20 protein-coding genes and 1 riboswitch are annotated in these 24,469 nt (G+C 65.2%); of the genes, 12 read left to right on the forward strand and 8 right to left on the reverse strand.

All coding sequences use genetic code 11. The features are described 5' to 3' along the window. Positions 1 to 2: 2 nt before the first annotated feature. The 3 genes from cobN to BLQ92_RS31740 are packed head-to-tail and all read left to right on the forward strand — an operon-like array spanning position 3 to position 5,553. Positions 3 to 3,809, forward strand: a complete 3,807-nt coding sequence (gene cobN, locus BLQ92_RS31730) for a cobaltochelatase subunit CobN (RefSeq protein ID WP_090691784.1) — start codon at positions 3 to 5, stop codon at positions 3,807 to 3,809. After that, positions 3,806 to 4,891, forward strand: a complete 1,086-nt coding sequence (locus tag BLQ92_RS31735) for a magnesium chelatase ATPase subunit I (RefSeq protein WP_090691787.1) — start codon at positions 3,806 to 3,808, stop codon at positions 4,889 to 4,891. The genes cobN and BLQ92_RS31735 overlap by 4 nt, the downstream gene beginning before the upstream one ends. 56 nt (positions 4,892 to 4,947) lie before the next feature. Then, a complete protein-coding gene (locus BLQ92_RS31740; RefSeq protein WP_090691791.1) occupies positions 4,948 to 5,553 on the forward strand; it encodes a vWA domain-containing protein in 606 nt (201 codons plus the stop codon). Positions 5,554 to 5,598: 45 nt separating this feature from the next. Here the strand turns inward: BLQ92_RS31740 and BLQ92_RS31745 are convergent, their stop codons facing one another. Further along, positions 5,599 to 6,528, reverse strand: coding sequence for a flagellar brake protein (locus tag BLQ92_RS31745; protein ID WP_090691794.1), 930 nt, complete (start codon positions 6,526 to 6,528; stop codon positions 5,599 to 5,601). Between the two features lie 138 nt (positions 6,529 to 6,666). Then, complete coding sequence (locus BLQ92_RS31750; protein ID WP_090691797.1) at positions 6,667 to 7,551, reverse strand: LysR substrate-binding domain-containing protein; 885 nt, start codon at positions 7,549 to 7,551, stop codon at positions 6,667 to 6,669. Between the two features lie 103 nt (positions 7,552 to 7,654). Between BLQ92_RS31750 and BLQ92_RS31755 the strand changes: the two genes are divergently transcribed. Beyond that, a complete protein-coding gene (locus BLQ92_RS31755; RefSeq protein ID WP_090691801.1) occupies positions 7,655 to 8,902 on the forward strand; it encodes an MFS transporter in 1,248 nt (415 codons plus the stop codon). 54 nt (positions 8,903 to 8,956) lie between these two features. On the opposite strand, the gene cobJ is transcribed toward BLQ92_RS31755, so the two are convergent. From cobJ to cobG, 4 genes are read right to left on the reverse strand one after another with little or no spacing between them, the layout of a single operon-like run. After that, positions 8,957 to 10,672, reverse strand: a complete 1,716-nt coding sequence (gene cobJ / locus BLQ92_RS31760) for a precorrin-3B C(17)-methyltransferase (protein ID WP_175773097.1) — start codon at positions 10,670 to 10,672, stop codon at positions 8,957 to 8,959. Beyond that, positions 10,669 to 11,400, reverse strand: coding sequence for a precorrin-2 C(20)-methyltransferase (locus BLQ92_RS31765; protein WP_090691809.1), 732 nt, complete (start codon positions 11,398 to 11,400; stop codon positions 10,669 to 10,671). Before BLQ92_RS31765 ends, cobJ begins: the two co-directional genes overlap by 4 nt. Then, positions 11,401 to 12,027: a precorrin-8X methylmutase gene (locus tag BLQ92_RS31770; RefSeq protein ID WP_090691814.1), complete on the reverse strand. Its 627-nt coding sequence runs from the start codon at positions 12,025 to 12,027 to the stop codon at positions 11,401 to 11,403. Beyond that, complete coding sequence (gene cobG, locus BLQ92_RS31775; protein WP_090691818.1) at positions 12,020 to 13,510, reverse strand: precorrin-3B synthase; 1,491 nt, start codon at positions 13,508 to 13,510, stop codon at positions 12,020 to 12,022. The genes BLQ92_RS31770 and cobG overlap by 8 nt, the downstream gene beginning before the upstream one ends. A gap of 91 nt (positions 13,511 to 13,601) precedes the next feature. Beyond that, a riboswitch (cobalamin riboswitch) is annotated at positions 13,602 to 13,794 on the reverse strand. Between the two features lie 89 nt (positions 13,795 to 13,883). Between cobG and cbiE the strand changes: the two genes are divergently transcribed. The 3 genes from cbiE (at position 13,884) to cobM (ending at position 16,622) form a co-directional block, all read left to right on the forward strand. After that, positions 13,884 to 15,107: a precorrin-6y C5,15-methyltransferase (decarboxylating) subunit CbiE gene (gene cbiE / locus BLQ92_RS31780; RefSeq protein ID WP_090691822.1), complete on the forward strand. Its 1,224-nt coding sequence runs from the start codon at positions 13,884 to 13,886 to the stop codon at positions 15,105 to 15,107. After that, positions 15,104 to 15,829: a cobalt-precorrin-6A reductase gene (locus BLQ92_RS31785; protein ID WP_090691825.1), complete on the forward strand. Its 726-nt coding sequence runs from the start codon at positions 15,104 to 15,106 to the stop codon at positions 15,827 to 15,829. The genes cbiE and BLQ92_RS31785 overlap by 4 nt, the downstream gene beginning before the upstream one ends. Before the next feature lie 64 nt (positions 15,830 to 15,893). Beyond that, positions 15,894 to 16,622, forward strand: coding sequence for a precorrin-4 C(11)-methyltransferase (gene cobM, locus BLQ92_RS31790; protein WP_090691830.1), 729 nt, complete (start codon positions 15,894 to 15,896; stop codon positions 16,620 to 16,622). Between the two features lie 64 nt (positions 16,623 to 16,686). On the opposite strand, the gene BLQ92_RS31795 is transcribed toward cobM, so the two are convergent. Both BLQ92_RS31795 and BLQ92_RS31800 read right to left on the reverse strand, forming a co-directional pair. Next, positions 16,687 to 18,168 carry a sodium:solute symporter family protein gene (locus BLQ92_RS31795; protein WP_090691834.1) on the reverse strand — a complete coding sequence of 494 codons (1,482 nt, stop codon included), beginning with the start codon at positions 18,166 to 18,168 and terminating at the stop codon, positions 16,687 to 16,689. Then, positions 18,165 to 18,380, reverse strand: coding sequence for a DUF3311 domain-containing protein (locus BLQ92_RS31800; RefSeq protein ID WP_090691837.1), 216 nt, complete (start codon positions 18,378 to 18,380; stop codon positions 18,165 to 18,167). Before BLQ92_RS31800 ends, BLQ92_RS31795 begins: the two co-directional genes overlap by 4 nt. A gap of 275 nt (positions 18,381 to 18,655) precedes the next feature. On the opposite strand from BLQ92_RS31800, the gene BLQ92_RS31805 reads away from it, so the two are divergent. The 5 genes from BLQ92_RS31805 to BLQ92_RS31825 all read left to right on the forward strand — a co-directional run bounded on the left by BLQ92_RS31805 (position 18,656) and on the right by BLQ92_RS31825 (position 24,409). Beyond that, a complete protein-coding gene (locus BLQ92_RS31805; protein WP_090691841.1) occupies positions 18,656 to 19,324 on the forward strand; it encodes a MarC family protein in 669 nt (222 codons plus the stop codon). A 98-nt stretch (positions 19,325 to 19,422) separates the two neighbouring features. Beyond that, a complete protein-coding gene (locus BLQ92_RS31810; RefSeq protein ID WP_090691846.1) occupies positions 19,423 to 19,680 on the forward strand; it encodes a YtcA family lipoprotein in 258 nt (85 codons plus the stop codon). Between the two features lie 18 nt (positions 19,681 to 19,698). Next, a complete protein-coding gene (gene mdtN / locus BLQ92_RS31815) occupies positions 19,699 to 20,781 on the forward strand; it encodes a multidrug transporter subunit MdtN (RefSeq protein ID WP_090691849.1) in 1,083 nt (360 codons plus the stop codon). Positions 20,782 to 20,790: 9 nt separating this feature from the next. Continuing rightward, positions 20,791 to 22,911 carry an FUSC family protein gene (locus tag BLQ92_RS31820; protein WP_090691853.1) on the forward strand — a complete coding sequence of 707 codons (2,121 nt, stop codon included), beginning with the start codon at positions 20,791 to 20,793 and terminating at the stop codon, positions 22,909 to 22,911. Beyond that, positions 22,898 to 24,409 carry an MdtP family multidrug efflux transporter outer membrane subunit gene (locus tag BLQ92_RS31825; protein ID WP_279607956.1) on the forward strand — a complete coding sequence of 504 codons (1,512 nt, stop codon included), beginning with the start codon at positions 22,898 to 22,900 and terminating at the stop codon, positions 24,407 to 24,409. The genes BLQ92_RS31820 and BLQ92_RS31825 overlap by 14 nt, the downstream gene beginning before the upstream one ends. Positions 24,410 to 24,469: the final 60 nt, after the last annotated feature.

Genomic DNA, 24,469 nt, shown 5'->3' on the forward strand with positions numbered 1-24,469 from the left:
TCATGCATCTGCTGCGCACCACGCCGGGGGGCTTCGTCGACGACACCCAGGGTGTCATTCGCATCGATCAGCAACCTGCTGAGATCGTGGTGCTCAGCTCGGCCGATACGACGCTGTCCTTGCTCGCCAGCGTCGTGCCGCGCCTTGGTGCTGGTTTTCCGAGCGTGCGGCTGGCAAACGTCACGTACCTGCGGCAACCCGCTTCGGTCGATTTCTACCTCGAAGATGTCTTGCAGCATGCGCGCGTAGTGGTGGTCGATCACCTCGGCGGCGAGGCTTACTGGCCGTATGGGATCGAGCAGGTCGTTGCGCTTGCCGAGCGCAAGCAGCAGACGCTGGCGATGTTCTCCGGTGACTTGCAGGAAGATCCCAATCTGCTCGCCCGCAGTACGGCGGATGCCGGTCTCTGTCATCAGCTTTTGCGCTATTTGCGCGAGGGCGGGGCGCAGAACGCCGAGGCGTTCTTACGCTGCATCGCCTACCGGGCGCTCGGTTGGGGGCATGAGCCGGCCGCGCCACGCGTCTTGCCGGCGGCCACGCTGTATCACCCTGAACACGACACGCCGACGATCGAGGACTGGCAGGCACGCTGGCGCGCCGACGCCCCGGTCGTGGCGATCCTGTTCTATAAGGCGCATCTGCAGGCCGCCAATACGGCAGTGTTTGATGCGCTGATCGAGGCACTCGAAGCGCAAGGACTGAATGCGTTACCGATTGCGCTGACGTCGCTCAAAGACGCCATGAGCCGCGAGGTGTTGCAGCAGTTGTGCGCGCAACATAAGGTCGCATTGGTGCTGAACACCACCGCGTTCGCCGCCACGGCGATTGACGACCCCGAACCGCTGGCGCTCGCCGGCGACGCTCCGGTGCTGCAGGTGATCCTGAGCGGCGGCAATCGCGAGGATTGGGTCAAGGACAACCAGGGCCTGAACTCGCGCGATATCGCCATGCATATCGCGCTGCCTGAGGTGGACGGCCGCATCATCACGCGAGCAATCAGTTTCAAGGGGCTCGCGTATCGCTGCCCGCATACCGAAGTGGACGTGGTGCGCTACCAGCCCGATCACGAGCGTATCGGCTTTCTGGCGGAATTGAGCCGGCGCTGGTGTCGCTTGCGCAGCTTGGACAACGCGGACAAGAAGCTCGCGCTGATCCTCGCAAACTATCCGATGAGCGAAGGGCGCATCGGCAACGGCGTGGGCCTCGATACGCCGGCCTCGGTGGTCGGCATCCTCGAGATGCTGGCAGCCGTCGGCTATAAGGTGACCGAATTGCCTGCGGATGGCGACGCATTGCTGCGTAAGCTGACCGAAGGTGTGACCAACGACCCGGTGGTGCGCGATCTGCGCCCGGCCTTGCAGAGCTTCGCGCTCGACGACTATCTGGCGCATTTCGCCCGGCTGCCTGCCGAGGCGCAAGACGCCTTGAACGCGCGCTGGGGTCCGCCGCAGCAAGACCCGACACTGCGGCGCGGCCGCTTCATGATTGCCGGCTGGCGTTGCGGCCACGTGTTCGTGGGGATTCAGCCGTCGCGCTCGCGCGAGCACGGCGATTACGCCAGCTATCACGACGCCGACCTGGTGCCGCCGCATGCCTATCTGGCGTTCTACTTCTGGTTGCGCCACCAGTTTGGCATCGACGCGGTCGTCCACGTCGGCAAGCACGGCAACCTCGAATGGCTGCCGGGCAAGAGTGTCGCATTGAGCGACGCCTGTTGGCCTGATCTGATCCTGGGGCCGTTGCCGCATCTCTATCCGTTTATCGTCAACGATCCGGGCGAGGGCAGTCAGGCGAAGCGCCGCGCGCAGGCGGTGATCATCGATCACCTGATGCCGCCGCTCACGCGTGCCGAAAGCTATGGACCGTTGCAGGACCTCGAGCGCCAGGTCGACGAGTACTACGAAGCGTTGATGGTCGACCCGCGCCGCTCGAAGCTGCTGCGGCGTACGATTCTCGCCACCATCGTCGAGCATCGCTTGCATGAGGAACTGAGCCTGAGCGAGCCGGACGGGCAGGATGCAGAAGACGCGCTGCTGACGCGCGTCGATGCGTGGCTGTGCGAGCTCAAGGAAGCGCAGATTCGCGACGGCCTGCATACCTTCGGCCGCTCGCCCGAGGGCGTGCAGCGGCGCGATACGCTGCTGGCGCTTGGGCGCTTCCCCGTGGGCGACGGGCGCGGCGGTAAAGCAGGCCTCGTCGACGCACTGGCGCGCGATCTGCAGATGGCGCATCTGTTCGATCCGCTCTCGGCAGATTGGGCTGCGGTATGGGACGGTCCGCGCTCTGCGGTTCTGCAGCAGGTCAGCGACGCACCGTGGCGCCACAACGGCGATACGCGTGAACGACTCGAATTGCTCGCTAGCGCGTTGCTAGCTGAACTGTGTGGCGGGGAACACGATCCGTGCGTAACCTTGCCCGCTGTGGGGACGTTGCCGCAAACCGAACTCGTGCTCGAACGGTTGCGCCGCGACGTGTTGCCAAGACTCGACGCATGCGGTTCCGAAGAGATGCGGCACCTCGAGCGCGGGCTCGAAGGCCGATTCGTGCCGGCTGGCCCGAGCGGTTCGCCCTCGCGCGGCCGGCCCGATGTGCTGCCTACTGGACGCAATTTTTACTCGGTCGATACGCGCGCCATTCCAACGCAAGCCGCCTGGTCCCTCGGCCTGAAGTCCGCGCAGCATTTAATCGAGCGGCATCTGCAGGAGCATGGCGACTATCCGCGGGCGATCGGCCTGTCGGTGTGGGGCACCGCGACCATGCGCACGGGCGGCGACGATATCGCCCAGGCGATGGCGCTCATCGGCGTGCGGCCTAAATGGGCGCCAGGCAGCCATCGGGTGACCGACTTCGAGATCATGCCGATGGAGGCTTTCGACCGGCCGCGCATCGACGTGACGCTGCGCGTCTCCGGTTTCTTCCGAGATGCGTTCGCCAATGTGATGCATCTGTTCGACGCAGCGGTGCAGGCCGTGGCCGAACTCGACGAACCCGAGGATCTGAACCCGATCCGCGCGCGCGTGCTGCGTGAGCGCGATGCCTTGATCGCCCGCGGCATGGACGCAGCCGAGGCCCGCAAACGCGCCGGCTGGCGAGTCTTCAGCGCGCGGCCCGGCGCTTACGGTGCGGGCCTGCAGGAGATCATCGACACTCAGCAATGGCAGACCGACGCCGATCTGGCGAACGCCTATCAGGCATGGGGCGGTTACGCCTATACCCAGAAAAACGCCGGTGAAGAAGCACGCCAGGCGTTCGGCACCCGGCTCGCTGCGATGGACATAGTGCTGCAGAATCAGGACAACCGCGAGCACGACCTGCTCGATTCGAACGACTATTACCAGTTCCAGGGCGGCATGGTCGCGGCGGTACGGCATCTGGCGGGCAATCAGCCGGTCGTCTATCACGCCGACCATAGCAATCCTGACGCGCCGCGCGTGCGCACGCTGCATGAGGAGATCGCCCGCGTGATCCGTTCGCGCGTGGTCAATCCGAAGTGGCTCGATGGCGTGAAGCGCCATGGCTACAAGGGCGCCGCGGAGATCGCCGCGACGGTCGACTATCTGTACGGCTACGATGCAACCGCCCGCGTGATTGCCGACCATCAATATGCGCTGGTGACAGACGCCTATCTGAACGACACGGACACGCGCGAATTCCTGCAGCAGCACAATCCGCACGCCTTGCACTCGATCTGCGAGCGCCTGCTCGAAGCGATGCAGCGCGGCTTGTGGCAGCAGCCGAACGATTATCGCTCGCAAGTGGAACAGCATCTGCTCGCAAGCGAGCAGACCATTGAAGGAATACGACAATGAACGCAGCGACCGAGCCTCGCCACACGCCCACGGCGCGGCCCGCTTTTCCGTTTACCGCACTGGTTGGACAAGCACCGTTGCAGCAAGCGCTGCTGCTGGCGGCAATCGATCCGGGCCTCGGCGGCGTGCTGGTGAGCGGCCCGCGCGGCACCGCCAAATCAACGGCCGCCCGAGCACTCGCCGAATTGTTGCCCGAAGGGCAACTGGTGACCTTGCCGCTTGGCGCCAGCGAAGACCGTCTGATCGGCACGCTCGATATCGAAGGCGCGTTGCGCGACAGCGCGGTAAGGTTTTCGCCGGGTTTGCTGGCGAAGGCCCATCGCGGCGTGCTGTATGTCGACGAAGTCAATCTGTTGCCCGATGCGCTGGTCGATGCGTTGCTCGACGCGGCAGCGAGCGGCGTGAACACGGTCGAGCGCGACGGCATCTCGCACAGCCATGACGCGAGTTTCGTGCTGATCGGCACGATGAATCCGCAAGAAGGCGAGTTGCGGCCGCAACTGATCGACCGCTTCGGCCTGATGGTGGAACTGGAAAACTGTTTCGACCCGCTGGTGCGCCAGCAGATCGTCAAGGCGCGGCTCGCGTTCGATCTCGATCCACAGGAGTTTCGTGCCGCCTACGCGCAACAGCAGGCGTCGCTGGTGCAGCGGATTCACGCTGCCCGCAGCACGTTGCCGGGTCTCGCGTTCGACGACGCGGTACATGCGCACGTCAGCGCGCTCTGCATTGCGGCCGCCGTCGATGGCCTGCGCGCCGATCTGGTGATGCTGCGTGCAGCACGTGCGTTGGCGGCGTTCGAACAGGCTCGCGCGGTGACAACGGAGCATGTCGATTACGTTGCTGAATTGGTGTTGAAACACCGCCGGCATCAACACGAAACACCACCGCAGGCAGATGCATCCAGGCAATCATCGGCGCCACCGCCAGCGTCACCGCAGGATTCCGCTACGGCGAGGCCTGAGCAAGCGCAAGCCGGCGAGCAGCCCAAAGGCGACAGCGACTGGGGCTACCTGCCACCCGAGCCGACCGGCACGACTCCGGTCAAAGGCGTGATCCCGCTCGCCGCAAAAAAACGCTGAGCCATCGGGAGGGCGCTGCCGCTGATTCGTATAGCGGTTTTCGATGGCGCAAAGGCGTGAGTGAGGCAGCTCGCGGCAGCGGGCAGAGCACGCGCATCGCGTGGCCGCGGACCTTTGCCGCAAAGCGCCAGCAGCGTTTGCGCGCCGAGCATCTGCGTTTCATGCCGGCAGCGACGCAAGGAGGCGTGCTGCATTGCTTCCTGCTCGATTGCTCCGGTTCGATGCTGGCGGGGCAGCAGCTCGCGCTTGCCAAAGGACTGCTCGTCGCGCTATTCGACCGCGCCAGTTCGGCCCGCGCCGAGGCAGCACTGTTATGTTTTGGCGGCACGGGCGTGGAGCTTCGTTTCGGACCGGCGGTGCCGCGCTGGTGGAACGAGCGCTGGCTGCAACCGGTGGGCGGCGGTGGCGGCACGCCTTTGGCCGCCGGCCTGCACCGCGCCGCGCATCTGCTGGAACGCGCCGCGCGCCGCAAGCCGTTGCAGCAACGCTGGCTTTGGGTACTGACCGACGGGCGCAGCGGCGATTTGCCGGTGCGTCCGGCTGGAGCCGATCAGATTGTGTTCGTGGATTTCGAGCGTGGGGCGATTCGTTTGGGGCGTTGCGAGCAACTCGCGCAAGCGTGGGGGGTGATATGGGTCACGCCGGAAGCGCTGATCGGCTAGCGGCGCGTGGCGACGTCAGCCGAAGCGGGTCTAACCCGTCATCCGTTACCTGGTCGGGTTGGTCCAATACAGCACGTCATCCTGGCGGTCGAAAACGAAGACCTTCATGGCCATTTGTTGCGCCATATCGAGCTGGTCGAACTCGAGACCATGCACCGCTGGCTCGCCGGCCGCACCCTTCTGGATGTTGCGGATCACCGCGGTCGTTTCGATCGGCGTATCGAGGTCTTTGGACTTGAGCGCAAACGCGACGCGCAGCCGGTCGCCAACCTGGCCGAGCGGCCATGACGCCGCGAGTGACATGCCGAGTGCGCTGATACCCTTGGCGAGGCCGAGCCCTTCATACGATTCGCCCGTTTCGCCGATACCGTAGCGCACGGCGAGGTGTGCACGGACCCGGATCGACTTGCGCTCACGTAGACGCCGGATCACGCCGGGTTTCGACAGGACGATGTAGTCGAACGGCAACTGGCATACCGCTACGACGGTACAGACAAAGCGAAACACCGCCTGACTGGCGATCGCGACAATCTCGACGTTTTCGCCGAGGTTAAGCGGCAGGATCTTGCCTTCGAACAGCGGCGGCGTGGCGAACAGCGCTTCGTTCGGCGCGAAGCCAATGATGCGGCTCGGATGCATCGGCGCGGCGCTGCCGATTTGCTGGCGCAGGCCAATCAGTGCACCGATGGTCAGGTGCATGTCTTTGACGGTCAGCGGGTCCGCTGTCTCTGGCGCGCGGAGCGCAGCCTCGCCGGACGCTGCGGCGTTTTCGGACAGGTCGCCCCGGTGTGGGCTGAAGTTGTCGAACAGGAACTTGCGCTCTTCGATGCCAACCAGAATGGCGCCGGCTTCGAACAGCAGCGCTCCGTCGCGATCGACGATGGGCCAGTCGAGCGGCGTGCCGACCGGTACGGTGTCGAGGGTCAGTGCGGCCGGCACTCCCTTGACGGATGACTCCACAGTATCTTCGGTCATTGAGCTTTTAATAGCGAAGCGAGTGGCAGATGACTGATTAACGTCAGAATTAACGAAAACTTTAATTCACCATTTAATCGTGTCGCAATAACCGTGGGTCGCGCCCTGTGTGAGCGGCATTTGACGGGCAGGGTGCGCTCAGGCCGCCACCTGCTCCTTCAGCCATGCAAAGAAGGCGTGGATTTCCGCTTCACGCGGATGGTGTTCGCGCCAGCTCACAAAGTACTCGAGGCTGGCCGGCACGCAGACCGTGCCGATCTGCATCAGCGCGCCTGACTCGATCGCATCGCGCACCACGAGACGCCGCGCCGTGACAGCGCCCTGGCCGGCGATGGCGGCTTGTACCAGTGAGTCCGCGTTGTCGAAGATCGGGCCGAACGACGGCTCCTCCAACGGCAGGCCGGCGGCCTTGAGCCAGTCGCGCCACGAGCGGTGGGCGAAGCGCAGCATGGGCAAGGCCCGGGTGTCCGCGATCGTGAAGTTGGGGATTTGCGCCACCAAGGTTGGACTGACGACGGCGATTACGTGGTCGTCCACCAGTTTGTGCGACACGAAACCGGGCCCGTCGACGCGTTTGTGCCAGATACCGAGATCCACCGTGTAAGGGTCGGGCGGCTGCAGCTCCGCATGCACGCGCAGCATCAGTTCGATGTGCGGCTGCCGCGCCGAGAAGCCGGTGAGCCGGCGGATCAGCCAGTTGCCGGCGAGGTCCGACATGACGCTGACTTCAAGGCGCACCGTCCCGCTCCGCTCGCTGGCACGCGCCTCGGTGAAGGCGTCGTCGAGTTCGGCGAGGCCGAAGCGCACCCGCTCGGCGAGGCGTGCCCCCGCGCTGGTCGGGATCATGCGCGCGCCCACCCGGCGGAACAACGGGGTGCCGAGTGCATCTTCCAGGTTGCGCAGATGGTGGCTGATCGCGCTGTGCGTCAGATTCAATTCGTCGGCCGCGCGCGTAAAGCTGCGGTGCCGGCTGGCGGCTTCAAGGGCGCGGAGCGCCTGCAGGGGAGGGAGCTGTTTGAACATGATGTCAAATTCTACTCACAATCCCTGCAAAAACGTTTCGTTGGCAATTTGTAATGCCACTCGCGACAATGAATCCCGGATTCACTTGCGTAGGTTTTTCACCATGTCGAAAGGGTTGCGCATATTCGCTTTGTTCGCTTGCGGATATTTCATTTCGTATGTCTATCGGGGCATCAATATCGAATTCGCGCCTTTTATGGCACACGATATTGGCTTGTCGGCCGCCGACCTCGGCTTGCTGACCAGTCTCTACTTCCTCGGTTTTGCCGGCGCGCAGTTGCCGGCGGGGGTGTTGCTCGATCACTTCGGGGCCCGGCGGGTGTGCGCGCTGTTATTGCTGGTTGCGGGCGCTGGGGCCGCGGTGTTTGGCATGGCACACGGTTTGGCGACCTTGATGGCCGGGCGGCTCCTGATCGGCGTTGGGGTTTCGGTATGTCTTGGCGGTGCCTTCAAGGCGCTGGCGCAGTGGTTCCCGGTGAACCGGCTGCCGCTGCTCAATGGTCTGGTGATGGCGGTGGGCGGCTTTGGCGGCGTCGTGGTCGGCTCGCCGCTGAACTGGCTGTTGCGCATGACCGACTGGCGGATGATCTGTTTCGGTCTGACGGCTGTGACGGTGGCGACCTCGGCTGCGATCTGGTTCGGCGCGCCCGACGCAGCGATTACGCACCGTCAAGCCGGACTCGTCGAGCAGTTGCGCGGCGTGGGTCATGTGTTGCGCAGCCGGGTGTTCTGGAAGATCGCGTCGCTCTCCGGGATGACCCAAGGGGTTTTCTATGCCATGCAATCGCTGTGGATGGCGCCTTATATGCGGGACGTCGTCGGCCTGTCGGCTCACGCGACGGCGAGCCTGGTCTCGGTGGTTGCGCTGGCGATGATGGTCGGCTGCGTGGGTTTCGGTGCGGTTGCACGGCGCATCGAGCGGTACGGGGTGAGCCTGTCGGCGTTTTCCGGAGTGGGCATGCTGCTGTTCATCTGCGTGCAGGGCGCCATCATGGCCCGCGTGCCGGTGCCCGCAGCGTGGCTGTGGGCGGCTTACGGGATCTTCGGCGGCAGCGGCATTCTCAGCTATGCGGTGTTGGCCGAACATTTCCCGGCGCATTTGATGGGGCGTGTGAATACCACGCTCACGCTGGTTATCTTTGTGCTGATCTTTCTTTGCCAGACAGGCGTGGGCGGGGTTTTGAGCTTCTATCCGGTGCAAGCCGCGGCCGACGGGACGCACTATCCAGTCGAGGCGCATATGAGCGCGTGGGCCGTGCTTGGGGCGCTGCAGATCGTGGCGGCGGTGTGGTATTTCTGGCCGGCGGCGCGGCGGGTCGCGAAGCCTGTGCGGATGCCGGAGGCGGGGTGAGCGCACCGGGTGCATTCCCCCTGGGCGAGACCTCGCACAGGCTGCCGCGATGGTTCAGGGATACCAGCGCGGCGTATAAACCCATTCCCGCTGCGCACCCCGTGTAAAGCCACGGGTCGTCGACGAGCCGATGATCACCATCGTGCGCATATCGACGTCCGCCGAACGAAGCTCGCCAAGCGTGGTGCTCCTGAGCGACGACCCGGGCCTGCCGATATCCCGCCCAAGCACCACCTTCGTCTCTGGCGCTCGGTGCTCCCGCAAGATATCGAGCGCTTTGTCCAGTTGCCATGGCCGCGCCCGCGAGATGGGGTTATAGAACGCCATCACCAGATCGGCCTGGGCGGCGTGGCGCAGACGCGTTTCGATGATCGACCACGGCTTGAGGTTATCGGACAGCGACAGCATGCAGAAATCGTGTCCGAGCGGCGCACCGGCTTGTGCGGCCGTGGCCATGGCGGCCGAGACACCCGGCACGATATCCAGAATGACCGCGGCCCAACGGGGATCGTCAGAGGCGTCCAGAGCTTCGAGTACCGCGGCGGCCATCGCAAATACACCCGGGTCACCGGAGGACACCACCACCACCGCGCGCCCCATGCTCGCCAGTTCGAAGGCATGTCTCGCGCGCTGCATTTCTTCGCGGTTGTCGGTGCCGTGCACCTGCTGATCGGCGCGGAAGGGGCCGGCCATTTTGACGTAGGTCTCGTAGCCGAGGATATCGGTGGCTTCGATGAGCGCCTTGCGTGCCGCCGGCACCATCAACTCCGCACTGCCGGGACCGAGACCGATCACGGTGAGGCGGCCACGGGCGCGGCCTATCGTGTCGGGGTCGATCGGTGCGCGGGTCAATGCCAGAGCGAGGTCTGCGTTGGCGTCTTGTAGCAGCGTCTGGTAGGGCACACGTAGCGCGGCCTCCAGCAGGTGCGACGCGGCAGGCGCAGACGGTTGCGCGGGGCTCGCCTCCGGCAGCCCGGCAAACCGCAACGGCACGCCCAATGCCTCGGCGGCTTCACTCAAACCTTGATCGCCCATCCGTTCGATGGGCGCAAGCAGCGCCGCCAGCGACAGCGGGGCGAGTTCGTGTGCATCGAGCGCCGCCAAGACCTGCTCGGCGATCTTGGTGCCCGAAACACAGACGGCCGCCACCACACTACGCGGATGAATCACCAGCTCATCCGCGCCGCCGTCCCAGGCCTTGGGCGTGACGCGAATCGCGAGCCGCGCGCCGGTCGCACGCGGCAACTGCACGTTGTCGAGCCACGGCGCGTCACCTTCGACGCGCGTGCTTTCCCCCGCCAGCAGGTCCGAGACGAAGCGCTTGCCCTGCGTGAGACTCGCAAGCGCATAACCGTCGGGCGGATTCAGCACGCAAGTGCCGAAGCGCAATTCACCGCTCGTCGTGATCGCGGGCGCTACGTCCAGTGCAGCGGCGATTTCGCGCGCCATCGCGTTCACACCGGCGAGGCCGCCGAGCAACGGCACCACCGCGCTGCCATCTTCGGCAACGGCCAGCACCGGCGGTTCGACGCCTTTGTTGCTCAACAACGGCGCCACACAACGAATCACAATGCCCGCGGCGCACAGCGCGACGATCGGCGTGCCTCGCGCATACAACTCATGCAAATGCGCAGCGAGTTCCGTATAAGCGACGTCGGCCTCGACGCGTCCCTGCAACGCGTGCACCTGGGCACCCGGATAACACGTCTGGACGCGTCTCGCCGTGGCGAGCGCCCCAGCGCCCAGAATCACAATAGCCGGTGGCGTCATCCTTGCCATTTTTCCCCCGGCACAACCAGCAGCGAGAAATACGGCGAAGCCATCGGATCGACTTCGGCAAGCGGCACGATACGCTGGTTCGCCATCGTCGCACGCTCGACGTATAGCGCGCGCTCCGCGAGTCCGAGTTCGCACAGCACGCGCCGCACCTTGTCGAAATTGCGGCCGAGCTTCATCACGACCGCGGCATCCGCATCGGCGAGGCGTCGCCGCAACTCGTCTTCCGGCAACACGCCCGAAAGCACTGAGAGACTCTGATTGCGATACACCAGCGGCGAGCCGAGCACAGCAGCGCCGCCGAGCATCGAACACACGCCAGGTACGACTTGCGCCTCGAAGCGCGCCGCCAGCCGGTCGTGCAGGTACATATACGAGCCGTAGAAAAACGGATCGCCTTCGCAGATCACGGCGACGTCGCGTCCCGCATCCAGATGCGCGGCGACGACTTCAGCCGCCGTGTCGTAGAAGTCGGCGATGATCGCTTCATAACAAAGCGGCGGCTCCAGCGCTTCGGTGGTCACCGGATAGACCAGCGGCAAGTGCTGCTGGGTCTCGCCCAGATGCGCCTCGACGATGCCGAACGCGTTGCCTTTCTTGCCCTTGGCGACGAAATATGCCACCACCGGCGCCGCCTTCAGCAAGCGCAGCGCCTTCAGCGTGATCAGCTCCGGGTCGCCGGGGCCGACGCCGATTCCAAATAAACGTCCTTGGGCGGTCATTTATTCGGCCTCCGAAGCGAGTGCGTTGACGGCGGCAGCGGCCATCGCGCTGCCGCCGCGCCGTCCTTCTACGACCACGTAGGGCACGCCGCGGCTGTCCGCGGCGAGCAGGGCCTTCGATTCCGCTGCGCCGATAAAACCCACCGGAAAGCCGAGAATCAGCGCGGGACGCGGCGCACCGTCGTCGAGCATTTCGAGCAGATAGAAGAGAGCGGTGGGCGCATTGCCGATCACCACCACGCTGCCGGCCAGATGCGGGCGCCACAATTCGAGTGCGGCAGCCGAGCGGGTATTGCCGAGTTCGCGCGCGCGAGCCGGCACTGAGGGATCGGCGAGCGTGCAGATCACCTTGTTGTCGGCCGGCAAACGTGCTCGCGTAATGCCTTCGGCCACCATGCGGGCGTCGCACAGAATCGGCGCGCCGTTGGCGAGCGCCGCACGGCCCGCTGTGCCGGCGCCGGCAGAAAAGCGCAGATCGTCGATCACGTCGACCATGCCGCAGGCGTGAATCACGCGCACGGCAAGCTTTTCCAGATCGGCCGGGATGCGCGACAGGTCGGCCTCCGCGCGAATCGTCGCGAAGGATTGGCGATAGATCTCCTGACCGTCGCGGATGTAATCAAGCATCAAATGGACTCCGGGTGCTGCGGGCCAGCCGGGCGAGTGCGTCGGCGGCCTGTTCAATCGTCAGATGGTGCGCGATGCACTGGCCGAAGCCTGGCGAGTCGTCGCGTCGATAGAGGTCGTAGCGGCTGGGTTCCGCCGCCAGCAGCGTGTACGGCGCGCAGTGCGCGGCGGCGCAGGAGCGCAGGCAGCCGCTCAGGTGGACCTGTTGCGCCTCTGCGGGCAAATGGGCGGCCAGGCGTAAGGCGTCGGCCTTGGTGTCGGCGTGGCTTTTGGCGCAGCCGCTCGAGCCGGCGCAGGCGATCAAGCGGGCCATTGGGTCGCCGGGATCGCAAGCAAGGCCGAGTGCGGCGAGGCGGGCGAGCACGGACGACGCGGCTTCGGCAGCGACGTCGGGCAGCAGCACGCTTTGCCATGGGGTGACGCGCAGTGTGGCATTGCCCGAGTCTTCGGCCAGCACGGCGAGGGCGCGCAGGGTCGCGCCGTTCAGACGGCCGAGCGGCGGCTGGCCGCCCACGTGGCACGTCCCGGCTTTGCGCTGCGGTTGCACGCCGAAGCGCAGAGAAGCGTCGGCGGGGGCACGCCGCCATGTTGTGAGCGCAGGGTCGCGCGAGAGCGGGAAGTCGAGGTACGTTTGGGCGCGCTGCAACACGGTATCAACGGACTGTGCGGCGAGCAGGTGGCGCATCCGGGTGTGATCGGGCTCGGCCAGATCGAGGAACGTGTGCAGCAGGGCTTTCACGAGTGCGGGGATTTGGGAGAGCGTCACGCTCCCCAGTGCTGCCGCGCTCGTGACAGCGCTACTGTGGTTCGCGGGCGTGGGCGATACCGGCGGACACCCGGCCAGCCCGAACGCGAAGCGGACACCCTCAGCATGATCCGTCGCGGCCAGCCAGACATCGTGTGGATGCTCAAGCATCGCCAGCCGCTCGCCACCGTCAAGCAGCAGCGCAAATTTCGGCGAAAGCGCAGCGAAACGCGGCTCGCTTTGCAATAGCGTGAGAATCTGCGCGGCGAGCGCCGTGGTGTCGAATAGTGCGTGCGGATCGCGTCCGGCGCTCGGGCTGAGCATCAGGTTGCGCACATCGTCGGCGGCGGAGACTGCGGAGGCAACGGACACATCGAAAGCAGGAGACGTGGTGGACGTCGTGGTCGTGCTGCACACCTGCGCCAACCCCGCGTCCGGCCCCAACCCCGCGTCCGGCCCCAGCCCCGCGTCCACCAGCGCCTCGATCAACGCCGCCTCATGTCCGGCGCGCACGCCACGCAGTTGCAGATTGGCCCGATTGGTCAGCTCGATCACGCCTGCGGCGTGCCGCTCCGAGGCATCCGCAATCGCGCTTGCTTCGTCGGCGTGCAACACACCACCGGGCAGTTTGATGCGGCAGATCCCGCCGTCGAGCGCCGCGACGATGCGCAGCAAGCCCGGGCAAGCCGAGGGCCGGGCGGCGACAGTCGTGGCAGAGGAAGACGAGGCGTGATTCAAGAGAGCACCGGGTTAGCGTCGCGCGACGGCCCGAGCATCTCTCAGGAAGGGAAATGCTGCGGCATCGGTACACCCCGCCCGATGATGGCTTGCACGAACAATCCGGCCGGCAGGTTTTCTGGCTTGCAGGTCGTGGTCCAGGCCGGCCATCCGGGGGCCGGCCTCAGGGCGGCCCAATGGCATAGCATCAGGCGCGGACTCGCTGCATACAGTTGCGGGGGCAGCCACAGTGACGCTGTGTTCCCTCTTCGGCCCCGAAGGGCACCGGCGACAGACACGGTATTATGCCTTTTTTCGGATAGCACAACGATGCTGCGGCCTTGCTTGGCGTGCCGTAGCGGCTCAATTGAAGATCAAGTATGAGGATGGATTCATGCCGGCATGGCTGACCGTAGTAGGCATCGGCGATGACGGTTTTGCCGGTCTGGGGCGCCCGGCGCGCCGCGCGCTGCTCGATGCAGCGGTGATATTCGGCGGCGAGCGGCATCTGGCGATGCTGCCCGCGCGCCTCGCCGCGCAGCGCGAAGCGTGGCCGCGTCCTTTTGATATCGCGCCCGTGCTGGCCCGGCGCGACACCCCGGTGTGCGTGCTGGCGAGCGGCGATCCGATGCTGTTCGGGGTCGGTGCGACGCTCGCGCGTCAGTTGCCGGCAGGCGAACTGCGCGTGTTGCCCGCTCCGTCGTCACTATCTCTTGCGGCGGCGCGTCTTGGCTGGCCATTGCAGGAAGTTGCGGTGGTGTCGGTGGTAGGCCGTTCGCTCGCTACGGTGAATGCGCATCTGCATGCGGGCACGCGGCTGTTTGTTTTGAGCGCCGACGGGGCCACGCCAGCGGCACTGGCGGCTCTGCTCACGTCACGCGGCTTCGGGGCGACCCGCATGAGCGTGCTGGAACACCTCGGCGGCGAGCAGGAGCGCCGGCTCGATGGCCGCGCCGATGCATGGTCCGGCGAAGCGGTCGCGGCGTTGAATCTGGTCGCGCTGGAGTGCCGCGCGGTCGAAGGCGCGCCGCGCTTGCCGCTCACGCCGGGTCTGCCCGATGAGGCGTTTCGCCACGACGGACAGTTGACCAAGCGCGATGTCCGCGCCATCACATTGGCGCGTCTCGCGCCTGGCCCCGGTGAATTGCTGTGGGACGTGGGCGCGGGCAGCGGCTCGATCGGCATCGAATGGATGCGCACGCATCCATCCTGCCGGGCCGTCGCGATCGAGGGGCATCCTGAACGGCAGCGTTTTATCGAGCACAATCGCGACGCGCTCGGCGTGCCGGGTTTGCAACTGGTCGCGGGCAGGGCGCCGGAGGCGCTGCAGGGGCTCGCTGCGCCCAATGCGGTTTTTATCGGCGGTGGGGTGACGGTGCCGGGCGTGCTCGATGCCTGCTGGGCGCAGTTGCGGCCCGGCGGACGGTTGATTGCCAATGCTGTGACGCTACAGGGCGAGGCGGCGCTGATGGCGTGGCGTGAGCAGCATGGCGGAACGCTCACCCGGATTGCGCTGGCCGAAGCCCAACCACTGGGCGGCTTCGATACGTGGCGGCAGGCGTTGCCGATTACGTTGCTGGAGGTTGGCAAACCGCTTGGTGAGCCGGTGCCGACATGACCCGCATCCTCCTCCTCGGCGGCACCGGCGACGCCTTGCAAATCGCGCGTCAGCTCGGCTCCGAGCACGTCTACAGCCTCGCCGGACTCGGCAAGGTGCCGTCCGATCTCGCCTGCACGGTGCGCGTCGGCGGTTTCGGCGGCGCAGATGGTCTTGCCCGCTACATCCAGAACGAGAACATCGGCCTGCTGGTCGACGCCACCCATCCGTACGCCGCGCAGATCAGCGCCAACGCCCACATCGCGTGCCGCGCCGCGAACGTATCGTGCTGGGCGCTGCGCCGTCCCGCCTGGCAGCCGCAGGCTGGCGGCGACTGGCGCATGGTCGACAACTGGACCGACCTGATCCACGCAATGGCGCCGTTCGCGCGGCCGCTTTTCACGCTCGGCCGTGAGGCGCTTGCACATCTCGACGAAATCCCCGCCCACCAGTACTGGACGATTCGTTGTCTCGACGCTCATCCCGGCAACCCCCGGGCACGCATTCTCGACGTACGCGGACCGTTCACTTTGGACGGCGAGCGAGAACTCTTCACCGCCAGCCGGATCGACGTCGTGATCAGCAAGAACAGCGGCGGCAGCGCGACCGAGGCGAAGCTAGAAGTCGCCCGCGAGCGCGGCTTGCCGGTGATCATGCTGCGACGCCCGGACTTGCCCGCCGTCGAGCGCGAATTTACGCGTCCGGCAGACCTGCTCGACGCGCTGCGCACCTTAGCGTCTTGACTATACAAAGGATGCCGCGCAACGCAGAACCGCGCGCATCGCACCATCGAATCACGGAGTTTGCATGACAGTTTTTTTTATCGGCGCGGGTCCCGGCGACCCCGAACTCATCACGGTGAAGGGGCAGCGCCTCGTGCGCAGTTGCCCGGTGATTCTGTACGCCGGCTCGCTGGTCCCGGCGGCGGTGCTGGAAGGTCACGCCGCCGAACAGATCGTGAATACCGCCGACCTCGATCTCGACCAGATCGTCGCCTTGCTCAAGGACGCGCACGACAATGGCAAAGACGTGGCGCGCGTGCATTCGGGCGATCCATCCCTATACGGCGCCATCGGCGAGCAGATCCGCCGCTTGCGGGAACTGCAGATTCCTTACGAGATCGTCCCCGGCGTCACCGCGACGGCCGCCTGCGCGGCGACGCTCGGCTGCGAGCTGACGCTGCCGGACGTTTCGCAGACGCTGATCCTCACGCGCTTCGCCAGCAAGACGAGCATGCCGGAAGGCGAGCAGCTAGGCGACCTGGCGCGCCATCGCGCGACCATGGCGATTCATCTGGGCGTGCGGCATCTGGCGCGCATCGTCGACGAACTGCGCCCGCACTACGGCGACGCTTGCCCGATTGCGGTGATCTACCGGGCGAGCTGGCCGGATGAAGAGAAGGTGACGGGGACGCTGGCCGATATTGTCGGCAAGGTGCAGACCACGCAGATCGAGCGCACCGCCTTGATTCTGGTGGGACGCGTGCTGGCGGCCGAGGGGTTTGCGGATTCGACGCTGTACGCGAAGGGCGCCTAAGCAACGCCAGGAGAGAGAAGCGGCCCACGCTTGCGAACGCGCGCAAGGGTAGGCCGCCACGACCTCAATGTACGTGCGTATGCGCGTGCGACTCGCCGCTGGTGCGCGGTTGCGTGAGCGCGCTGACGACCACGAATACGATGATATTCAAGGCCAGTGCGATGAAGCCGATGTTCACGTCCTTGGCGGCATCGGGCAGGAAGGGGAACAACTGACCCATGCTGAGATGCATCAGCGTCGTCACCGCCACCACTGCCACGCCGGCCAGAATCCCGCAGAACGCGCCCTGTTTGGTCGCGCGGTTATGCGGCAAGAGACTGCATACCATCGCCGGGAACAACTGCGTGACGAAGCTGTAGCCCATCAGCAGCAGCGCGACGATGGTTTCGCCGCCATGCAGTGTGAAGGCCACCGCCACCAGTGCCACCACCGGCACCAGCATGCGTGCCAGCTTCGTGACGTGCGCATCGGGTGCGTCGCGCTTGAAGAGGCCCCGGTACACGTCGTTAGCGAGCAGCGTCGAGGCCGTGTTGAGGATCATCGAGCCCGGCACCAACGCGGTCAGCACGCCGGCGCCGCCGATCACGCCGACAAACCAGGGGTCGAAGGTCTGCAGCGACAACCTGAACAACGACAAGTCGATATCGCCGCCTTTCAGGCCCGGCACTTTCAGCACGGCCGCAAAGCCGACGAAGAACACGAACAGCAGGATCAACTGATAGAGCGGCAGCACCATTGCGTTGCGGCGGAAAATCCGCTCGTCCTTCGCGGTGAATACCGAGCCGAACGTATGCGGCCACATGAAAAAGCCCAGCGCGGTGAGCAGGACCGTGGACTGGAACCAGGTCACGCTCGAGCCCTTGGCGGGGAAGGTGAGAAAGCCCGGTTTGGCCGCTTCGATCGTATGGAACATCTCGCCGAGTCCGCCGTAGTAGTGGATCGGCAGATAGATGCCGAGAAACAGCACCACCGCCAGGATCAGCGTGTCCTTGACGACCGAGTTCCACGCCGAGCCGCGCACCCCTGAGACGATCACGTAGCACGTCACCACCGCAGCACCGATCCAGATCGCCGAGGTCGACGAAATCGCGCCATACGATGCGGTCGCCACGATGATCCCAAGGCCCTTCAGTTGCAGCACCAGGTACGGAATCAGCGCGGCCACGCCGACCAGCGCCACCAGCACGCCGAGAGCCGGGCTATCGTATTTGCGCGAGAAGAAGTGCGGCTGCGAGACCAGCCGCTGGCTCTTCGCATAGCGCCAGATGGGCGGCAACATCCAGTACGAGAGGATATAGGCAAGCGACCCATACGCGAGAATGTAATAAACCGGTGCGCCTTTGCCATAAGCGAAACCACTGCCGCCGAGAAAGGTGAAGGTGGTGTAGATTTCGCCCGCCATCAGCAGGAACACGAAGGCCGTGCCGAAACTGCGGCCGCCGACGGTCCATTGCTCGAGGCTCATGTCGTGACCGCGCCGCGCGCGCAGGCCGAGACACAGCGCGAATACCGTCACGGCGGCGATGATAACGAGAGCGCTGCTCATGATCGGGCCTCCTCGGTATCGACGGCGCTTTCACGGTTGCTCGGGTCGAGCCGGTAGATGATCCCCATGATGACCGAGATGAGGATGACCCACAGGACGATCCAGGCAAGCACGAACGGCATGCCCAGCACCAGCGGCTCGACGCGATTGACAAACGGCACGCCGAGCAGAATGCCGATGAACGGCAGCACGGCGAGGAAACGAAGGAACATGGGGGGCAACTCCTCGAACGGGTGGGTGCGTCTGGTGAAGCCTGTCTTCCGTCCCGACTTTATGCCTGATGGGTCTATTACGTAAAGGTCTCCAAAAAAAATGTAGGTGGCTTGAAAGCTGTCAAGGGTTTGACCCAGGCGCGCGCCCGCGCAATGTTGCGTTGCGCCACGGCTTTGCGTCGTGGATAGTGTCATACCAATGCCGCCTCGCGCTATGATGCGGCGTCGGGCTCCCGCCGGGACCCATTAGCCGTCGTTCGACACGGATCGCAAACATGGTGGAAAGTCTGATCTCGGACATTCTGTTTGGGTTTACCGGATTGATCAGCATCATCAATCCATTCGGTATCGCCTTCGTCTTCCTCGACCGGACTGCATCGCTCACCACCGAAGAACGCACCGCACTCGCACGCAAGATCGCCATCAACGTCCTGTGCGTACTGCTCGTGGCGTTCTTCCTCGGCACCCCCGTGCTGCACTTCTTTGGCATCTCCATGGAGGCGCTGCGCATTGGCGGCGGACTCGCCGTGGCGGTGAGCGGCTGGAACATGCTCAACGCGCCGGACACACCGCCCGCTGAGCCCGCCGTCAAGCGCGTCGATGCGGACAGCGCCACCTCGAGAGCCTTTTTCCCGCTCACCGTCCCGTTGACCACCGGCCCGGGCTCGGTCGCCACAGCCATCGCACTCAATGCGAACCGGACTCACAAGCTGTCGGAGTTCGTGCTGTCGAGCATCGCGTCTGTCGTGATCTCGATCATCGTGGCCATCGTGGTGTACATCACCTACAGCCGCGCCGTCATTTTTGCGCGCTATCTTGGCGTCGAGGGCACCAAGGTCGCCATGCGGGTGTCGTCCTTTCTGCTGCTGTGCATCGGTGTGCAGATTATCTTGACCGGCTTTTCCGAGTTTCTGATTCCTATCGCGCAGCTGCCACCCAAGTAGCTGCACCGGCCGGCGCGGGGTCATGCTGCCGCCGCCCGTACGCCAACGACGTTTGAACCGGGGATGGCGCCATGCCGTCCACTCACGGAGGAAGCGGCATGAGGACGTTGGGTTTCGCCGCAGTTGCGGCGCTGTTGCTGGGCGGCTGCGCTCAGGCGCCGTCCATCAGTGTGCTCGGCGCGTACTTTCCCGGCTGGCTCTTCTGTATTACCGCAGGCGTAATCCTCACGATCGTGTTTCATGTGATGGTCGAGCGCGGCGGTCTCGCGCGCTGGTTCTGGCCACGCGGCATTGTCTATCCGGCGCTGGTCCTCCTGATTGCCCTGATTGTCTGGTTGATCTTCTTTCAACATTGAACCCCACAGGTTGAAGCGATGACGACGACCGCAAGCAAACCTCCACGCAAAACCTGGCCTGCCATCGTGCTGGTGCTCGTGACACTGCTGGTGCTGATCCTCGTGATCTGGATGCTCGACAGCTCGCCGCGGACCGACGACGCCTATGCGTACGCCGACACCATCGACGTGGTGCCCGAAGTCAGCGGGCGCATCGTGCAGTTGGCGGTGCGCGACAACCAGGCCGTCAAGCAAGGCGACCTGCTGTTCCAGATCGACCCGCGCCCTTACCAGGACGCACTGACGCGCGGCCGGGCGACGCTGGTCGCGCTGGACAAGCAGATTGCGCTGACCCAGCGCACCGTCAACGCGCAGCAGTACAACGCCGAGTCGGTGCGCGCGGCGGTCGAAAGCGCGCGGGCCGCCGCCGCCCAGGCGAGCGACACGCTACGCCGTACCGAGCCGCTGCTGCCGCAAGGCTACGTGTCCGCCGAGGATGTGGACCGTGCCCGCACAGCCCAGCGTGCCACCCAGGCGCAATTGAGCGCGGCGCAACTGCAGGCGCAGCAGGCCGCAGCGGCCGTGAGCGGGGTGGATGCGCTGGTGGCGCAGCGCGCCGTTGCGCTGGCCGAGATCTCCCTCGCAGAACTGAACCTCGAATACTCGACGGTGCGCGCGCCGTTCGACGGCCGGATCGTGTCGCTGACCACTTCCACCGGCCAGTTCGCTTCCGCCCTCAAACCGGTGTTCACGTTGATCGATACGCGGCACTGGTACGTGGTGGCGAATTTCCGCGAGACCGAACTGACGCACATCCGCGCCGGCACGCCGGCCACCGTCTATCTGATGAGCGATACCGGCCGGCGCTTTCACGGCACCGTCGATTCGATCAGTTACGGAGTCGCGCCGGACGAAGGCGGCCTTGCCTTGCCGGGCGGTCTGCCGCATATCCAGCGCACCATCAACTGGGTGCACGTGTCGCAGCGCTTTCCTGTGAAGATTCTGGTCGATCACCCCGATCCGCAACTGTTCCGCATCGGTACCTCGGCGGTCGCGGTGCTGCAGCCGGACGCCACCGCCGCGCGCAGCAACGATGGCCAGCCTCATGGCCAGGCCAACTGAGGCGCCGCCATGAACGCGGCCGACTTCGCGCCTCAAGCACTCGTCGACGCGCAGCGGTTCTTGCGCGCCCAGCTCGCACCGTATCCGGGGCGCGCCAATGTGATGCTGCGCTGCGTGCTGACGAGCGCGATCGTGATCGTCATCTCCAATACGCTCGAGGTGCCCGCGCTCGCGGTCTCCCTGTTGGTGGTGTTTTACGTCACGCAGTCGAACGTGGTGATCACACGGCTCGCGGGCGTCATGTTCCTGGTCGGCTCGACGCTGGCGATCGGTCTCTCGATCCTGCTGCTGAAATTCACCTTCGAATACCCGTTGATACGCATCGTCGCGGCGAGTGTGCTGTTCTTTTGCAGCGTCTACCTGATGCGTATTCTGAAGATCGGCATCATGTTTTTTCTGGTCGCATTGGTCGTGATTTACGTGCAGACCTTCGTCGACCTGACCGACCAGGCCGAGGTGCTGACACGTGCGGCCCTATGGGTGTGGGTCGCGGTGAACTACACGATCGCGCTGACGCTGCTGGTCAATACCTTGCTCTTGCCGGCCGAACCGCAACGGCAGTTGACTGCAGAAATTCACCGCCAATTGCAGGCGGTCGACGCCCATCTTGCGCACCAGACAGGCGACGGCCCGGCTGCCGAGCCGATCACGACGATGGCGATCCAGCAAGGCGCGCTGGCGCTGCAAAAGCTGCTCAAGTTCGCCGCGATGCGCGACGCTGAGTATCGAAAGGACGAAGCGCATCATCTGGCGTGCGTGACGACGGTCTCGCGGCTCTATCGCGCGGCGGCCGAATTGCCCGCGTCGCTGCACGCATCGGCGCCACAGCGTGAGTGGTTGCGGGAATTGCGCGCCAACTGCCACGCGCTGGACGAAGCGGTAGAGGCTGGTTTGCGGTATCACACGGTCAGGCCGCCGTCGCCGGGCGCATCCTCTTCATCCAGCACGCGACGCGACGAGGCCGAAGATTCGATTCCAGCGGCGGCCGACATGGAGCGCGCGCTGCGCCTGCTCAGCCATCTCGATGCTCCCGACGCGGCGCCGGCCAGCAAGGCGGCACCGGATCCGATGGTCGTACCGGATGCGTTTACCAACCCGGTCTATGCGCGCTTTTCTCTGAAGACCCTGCTCGCGGTGCTGGTGTGCTACGTCATTTATAACGCGCTCGACTGGCAAGGCATTCACACCATTATGCTGACCTGCGTGATCATCGCGTTGCCGAGTCTGGGCGCCTCGACGCAGCGCGCGTTGCTGCGCGTCGGCGGTGCGCTGATCGGCAGTGCGCTGGCGCTATTCATGGTGGTGTTTGTGATTCCGCATCTGGACAGCATCGTCGGCCTGCTATTGATCTCGTTGCCGGTGATTGCGCTCGGGGCATGGGTCTCGGCAGGCGGGGAGCGCATCAGCTACGCGGGGATTCAGATCGTATTTACGTTTTCTCTGGCCTTCCTCGAGGACTTCGGGCCCAGCTCGAATCTCACCGAGATTCGCGACCGGATGGTGGGGATTCTGCTGGGCGTCGGCATTTCGACCTTGATCCAGGTGTCGCTGTGGCCGGAAGGCGAGGGCGATGCCCTGCGCCGCAAGCTATCGGCGATGCTGCGCTCGGTCGCGGCACTCCTGCGCGCGCCCCCGGCCGATGGCCCTCCGACCCAGGAATTGCCGCACGCCCGGCAACAATTGCAAACCTGGGCGGTGCTGGCTGACTGCGAGGCGACGCTGGCGCGCGTCGCGCTCGAACCGAGCTGGCAGGAAGGCGAGCAGGCGCTATTGACGCTGCGCGCGCAAGCGGTTCTCGCGCAAGGACGCGAAATCATGCTGGCGGGCAATGCCTTGCACAATGCGCTCGCCGTGCGCCCCGCCATCCAGAGCGAACCCGTCTATGCAGCGGGGCAGGCCCTCCAGGCGCGGGCTGCGGCGGACCTTGGACTGTACGCGGACGGACTGGCCGCAAATCCACCGGCTGCCCATGCGCCGCCCCGTATTGCGCTAGACGGGCTTGAGGGGCAGCCCGATTCACCTGTTCTTGCCGGCGCCCGCAGCCTCGTGCGCCAGTTGTCCGGCTTGCCGGATTGGAGTGTGCCGGCACCGATCCCCGTGATCCTGCGCGAGTCTCATGAGCATGATTAAACGAGAGCGCTTCACTCGACCCCTGTCTTTGCGCCGCGCCGCGCCGACGGCGCCTGTGGCGCTTGTGGCACTCGTCGGCTGCGCTTTAGCCGGCTGTGCGCTGATGCACCACGACGGTAAGCCCACGGACGCCATCCAGCCCGAACAGATCCGCCTCGCTGACGACATCCATCTGGCCCGCGACGGCTGGCCGTCCGCTCGCTGGTGGAGCGCCTACGGCGATCCGCAACTCGACGGCCTGATCGAGCGCGCCCTTGCCGACGCACCGACGATGGTGATAGCGCGCAGCCGGGTGGCGCAGGCACAGTCGGACGTCGAACTGGTCAAGGCGGGCTCGAATCTGCAGGTGACGGCGTTGGGCGCGATCGATCGCGAACATGTCTCCTCACAGGGCTTTCTCGGGCCGTTCGCACTGAACGAACCGGCGCTCGGGTTCACCGGACCGTGGTACACCTTAGGGATTGTTGGCCTGGGCGCGAGCCTTAACGTCGATCTATGGGGCAAGCAGCGCGCCCAGGTCGCGGCGGCGCTGGGCGTGCATAACGCGCGGCTGGCGGAGACGTCGGCGGTGGAACTCGAAATCTCCACCGACGTTGCGCAGTTGTACTACGGAATTCAGACTGCTTATCAACTCATCGATTTGCTACAGCAGTCGGGCGAGGTGGCGGCGTTCTCCGTTCAGACGCATCAGGCCCGCGCGGCCCGCGGCCTCGAATCGCAGACGCAGACCCAGGAGGCGCGCGCGACGCTGCTCGCGGTGCAGCAGCAGATCGTCGCGGCGCAGGGGCGCATCAAGCAGTTCCGCGAATCGTTGCGGGCATTGAGCGGGGCGGGGCCGGACGACTTGCCGGCGATCCAGCCGGTGCCGCTGCCGCAAGCACAGGCGGCCTTGCCGTCGACGCTTGCCTATGAGCTGCTGGCACGGCGGCCGGACTTGCAGGCGATGCGCTGGTATGTGCAAGCGTCGTTCGACCGGATCGATGCGGCCAAGGCGGCGTTTTATCCGAGCTTCGATATCAAGGCGTTCTTTGGCGTCAACGCACTGCATCTATCGGATCTGTTCACACATGGGAGTCAGCAGATCAATCTGCTGCCGGGCCTGTATCTGCCGATCTTCGATGGTGGGCGTCTGAATGCGAATCTGGGTGGTGCGCGTACGGCGAGCAATACGCTCATCGAGCAATATAACCAGGCGGTGCTCAATGCCGTGCGCGATGTTGCGCTGACCGGCAGCCGGCTGCAGGATCTGGACGCGGAGTCGCAATTGCAACAGCAGAAGGTGCAAGCCGTCGCGTTTGCGCAGGATAGCGCCGAGGCGCACTATCACCGCGGTCTGGCCAGCAGGCTGGTAGCGATGGATGCGCGCCAGCCGGTGATTGCGGAGCGTGTGGCGCTCCTCGACATTCAAGGGCAGCAGTTGAGCCAGGCGGTGGCGCTGGTGAAGGCGCTTGGCGGTGGGTATCGGGCGGAGGCGCCGGTTGTGCTGACGCCACGTTAAAAATTTGCGCTAGCTCAATACGACGCCAAGGTGTACTCGAGTTGAACTTGCGACACGATA

It is taken from the genome of Paraburkholderia phenazinium (assembly GCF_900100735.1).
GTDB classification, from domain to species: domain Bacteria; phylum Pseudomonadota; class Gammaproteobacteria; order Burkholderiales; family Burkholderiaceae; genus Paraburkholderia; species Paraburkholderia phenazinia.

Bases quoted from the DNA above. Each gene is read 5' to 3' on its own strand.
- cobN (WP_090691784.1), top strand. From the start codon at position 3: ATGCATCTGCTGCGCACCACGCCGGGGGGCTTCGTCGACGACACCCAG.
- BLQ92_RS31735 (WP_090691787.1), top strand. From the start codon at position 3,806: ATGAACGCAGCGACCGAGCCTCGCCACACGCCCACGGCGCGGCCCGCT.
- BLQ92_RS31745 (WP_090691794.1), bottom strand. From the start codon at position 6,528: ATGACCGAAGATACTGTGGAGTCATCCGTCAAGGGAGTGCCGGCCGCA.
- BLQ92_RS31750 (WP_090691797.1), bottom strand. From the start codon at position 7,551: ATGTTCAAACAGCTCCCTCCCCTGCAGGCGCTCCGCGCCCTTGAAGCC.
- BLQ92_RS31755 (WP_090691801.1), top strand. From the start codon at position 7,655: ATGTCGAAAGGGTTGCGCATATTCGCTTTGTTCGCTTGCGGATATTTC.
- cobJ (WP_175773097.1), bottom strand. From the start codon at position 10,672: ATGACGCCACCGGCTATTGTGATTCTGGGCGCTGGGGCGCTCGCCACG.
- BLQ92_RS31765 (WP_090691809.1), bottom strand. From the start codon at position 11,400: ATGACCGCCCAAGGACGTTTATTTGGAATCGGCGTCGGCCCCGGCGAC.
- BLQ92_RS31770 (WP_090691814.1), bottom strand. From the start codon at position 12,027: ATGCTTGATTACATCCGCGACGGTCAGGAGATCTATCGCCAATCCTTC.
- cbiE (WP_090691822.1), top strand. From the start codon at position 13,884: ATGCCGGCATGGCTGACCGTAGTAGGCATCGGCGATGACGGTTTTGCC.
- BLQ92_RS31785 (WP_090691825.1), top strand. From the start codon at position 15,104: ATGACCCGCATCCTCCTCCTCGGCGGCACCGGCGACGCCTTGCAAATC.
- cobM (WP_090691830.1), top strand. From the start codon at position 15,894: ATGACAGTTTTTTTTATCGGCGCGGGTCCCGGCGACCCCGAACTCATC.
- BLQ92_RS31795 (WP_090691834.1), bottom strand. From the start codon at position 18,168: ATGAGCAGCGCTCTCGTTATCATCGCCGCCGTGACGGTATTCGCGCTG.
- BLQ92_RS31800 (WP_090691837.1), bottom strand. From the start codon at position 18,380: ATGTTCCTTCGTTTCCTCGCCGTGCTGCCGTTCATCGGCATTCTGCTC.
- BLQ92_RS31805 (WP_090691841.1), top strand. From the start codon at position 18,656: ATGGTGGAAAGTCTGATCTCGGACATTCTGTTTGGGTTTACCGGATTG.
- BLQ92_RS31810 (WP_090691846.1), top strand. From the start codon at position 19,423: ATGAGGACGTTGGGTTTCGCCGCAGTTGCGGCGCTGTTGCTGGGCGGC.
- mdtN (WP_090691849.1), top strand. From the start codon at position 19,699: ATGACGACGACCGCAAGCAAACCTCCACGCAAAACCTGGCCTGCCATC.
- BLQ92_RS31820 (WP_090691853.1), top strand. From the start codon at position 20,791: ATGAACGCGGCCGACTTCGCGCCTCAAGCACTCGTCGACGCGCAGCGG.
- BLQ92_RS31825 (WP_279607956.1), top strand. From the start codon at position 22,898: ATGAGCATGATTAAACGAGAGCGCTTCACTCGACCCCTGTCTTTGCGC.